The following is a 2152-nucleotide window of genomic DNA, read 5'->3' as shown; positions in this document are numbered from 1 at the left end:
GCGCCGGCCAGCCCGGTGGCTCTGAGGAAGCGACGGCGGCTGGAGGCGGCGGCCGGGAGGACGCCGTCGGGCTGATGAAGCGGACTGCACATGTACGTCTCCGCGAAGTTTGTCCGATTGACCGAGGGCAAACTACGCGGGGCCGGCGGGCACTTCGGCGCCGCTTCGGCAATGGCTGGAGGAAGAACCCGTGAATGGCGGGGACCGTCTCAGTCCTCGGTCTCCGCCGTGGCGGTCGTGGCGGAGTCGGGCCGCAGCACGGGATCGCGCTCGGCCGCGCCGGTACGCGGCAGCAGCGCGACGGCGAGGACGAGGGCCGGGAGCAGGGCGGCGATGAGGTGCGTCCGACGGCGGTACGAGGTGTGGAGCGCGGACGGGGACGCGGACAGGGACGGGCTCGTCTGGTCCGGTACGGCCTGGTGGGCGGCCGGTACGGCTTCGCGGGCGGCCGGTACGGCCTGAGGAGCGCCCCACAGCCGGAGCCATGGCTTCGCCAGGAGCGGCCACAGCAGGACCACGGTCAGAATGACCGCCCACCAGGGCCAGAAGAGAAGGTCCCGGTGTGCCAGGTCCAGCCCGCTGGCGAGCGCGGTGAGCGGCGCGTCGCCGAGGGCGATCAGGCTCACGACGCCGAAGGGCGTCACGAGCACGGCGTACAGCAGCAGGGCGATCGGCCCGGCCAGCAGAAGGAGCAGTGGCGCCACCGGCTGATGCGACCGCTCGATGAACCACCTGCGCAGCGCGCTCGGCGGGTGGTACAGCTTGCCGAGCATCCGGCGCGGCCCGGAGGTTCGGGTGGCGTCGAGTGCCTCCAGCACCGTGCGCCGCCCGGCATCGGCCACCGCGTAACGGTCCGCCGCCAACTCGGCGCACCACAGGGCGATGACGGGCAGGAGCAGCACCAGCGGCAGCCGCATGACGACGACGGCCAGTTGGACAACCATCATCGAGGAGGTCGGCGCGTGCGTCAGGAACAGCCAGACCACCGGGCCGGCACCGCACACCAGGAGCAGCACGGGCCAGGCACCGACGACACGGGTGAAAGGGCTGCCGAGACCGGTGATGAGGTGTTCGCCGCAGGTGAGATGCCTCGCCTCGTGCAGCAGCAGCGCGCGGGCCCGGTCGGGTTCGCTCTGCCGGAGCGCGAGGAATCCGAGCGACACGGCGACCCCGCGCTCGCGCCAGCCTCGCGCGTACACCCTGATCGACGGGCCGCGGGCCCGGAGGGAGATCTTGAGCGTCGTCCCCGGCGCGTGCTGGTCGAGCAGGCGCTGTACGGAACGTACGGCGGAGGACGGACCGTCCGCGGCGCCGCCATCGGGATCGACGAGGTGGTAGCGCCATTCCGTGTACCGGCCGCGCAGATGCGGCAGCAGGACGGTGGCCACTCCGGACGCCATGACAAGGAAGGGCATCGCCTGGCTCACCGTCATCACGCGCAGCGCGGCGAACCCGGAACCGGAGACGACGGCGGCGCCGTATGTCCGGTCCGTCCAGAGGTCCAGGATCTGTGCGTGCCACCAGGTGACACTGCCGGGCACTTGATAGAGGTACATCGCCATGACCAGCCACAGCCAGGGCGGTGGAGGCAGGGCGGGCCCGCCGGAGGCGGGAGGGCGCTTCACTCTCCGCTCGCGGGGACGCCGGAGCCAGAGCCAGAGCCGGAGCTACGGCCGGACAACCTGGTGGCCAGTCGGCGCCGCAGACGGCGGACGGCGGATACGGCCGTGCTCGTGGGTATCGGCGCGGGCGTGCCCGGTGGCCGGTGGCCCGCCAGGAGTCCGAGGAAGGCGCCGGCGCCCGCGTCGCGGCCTTCGTACAGAGCCGCGACGGCCTCGGCGGCGGCGAGATCGGCCCGGTGACGTGGCGTACCGCCGTCCTGGAGGCAGCGGGACACCTGGGCCACGGCGCCGACGAGAACAGCGAGATCGGCGGAGCTGACGCCCGAGCCGGGCCCGGAGGGCGTCCCGGCGCCCGAACCGGCCGTGCCCGCTGTATCAGCCGTACCCGTACCACCCGCGCCACCCGTCGCACCCGTCGCAGGCACGCCACCCGCCCGGGCCGAGCTCCCGTCCCGGGCCCCGGATGCCCTCCGTTCCTCCAGAGCCAGCAGCAGTGCCGCGCCCGACACCGCGTTGCTGACGACCGGCGA

General features: G+C 73.2%; 2 protein-coding genes. Both read right to left on the bottom strand.

Annotation, left to right across the window (positions count from 1 at the left end):
- Positions 1 to 209: 209 nt before the first annotated feature.
- Positions 210 to 1625 carry a hypothetical protein gene (locus GA0115259_RS35410; protein WP_093604465.1) on the bottom strand — a complete coding sequence of 472 codons (1416 nt, stop codon included), beginning with the start codon at positions 1623 to 1625 and terminating at the stop codon, positions 210 to 212.
- The coding region (locus tag GA0115259_RS35405; RefSeq protein ID WP_370749256.1) for a hypothetical protein at positions 1622 to 2152 on the bottom strand (531 nt) is incomplete at its 5' end. The genes GA0115259_RS35405 and GA0115259_RS35410, both read right to left, overlap by 4 nt.

The sequence above is a fragment of the Streptomyces sp. MnatMP-M17 genome (assembly GCF_900091995.1).
GTDB lineage: Bacteria > Actinomycetota > Actinomycetes > Streptomycetales > Streptomycetaceae > Streptomyces.
The sequence above is the reverse complement of the archived record's forward strand: the minus strand, read 5'-3'. Positions and strand labels throughout refer to the sequence as shown.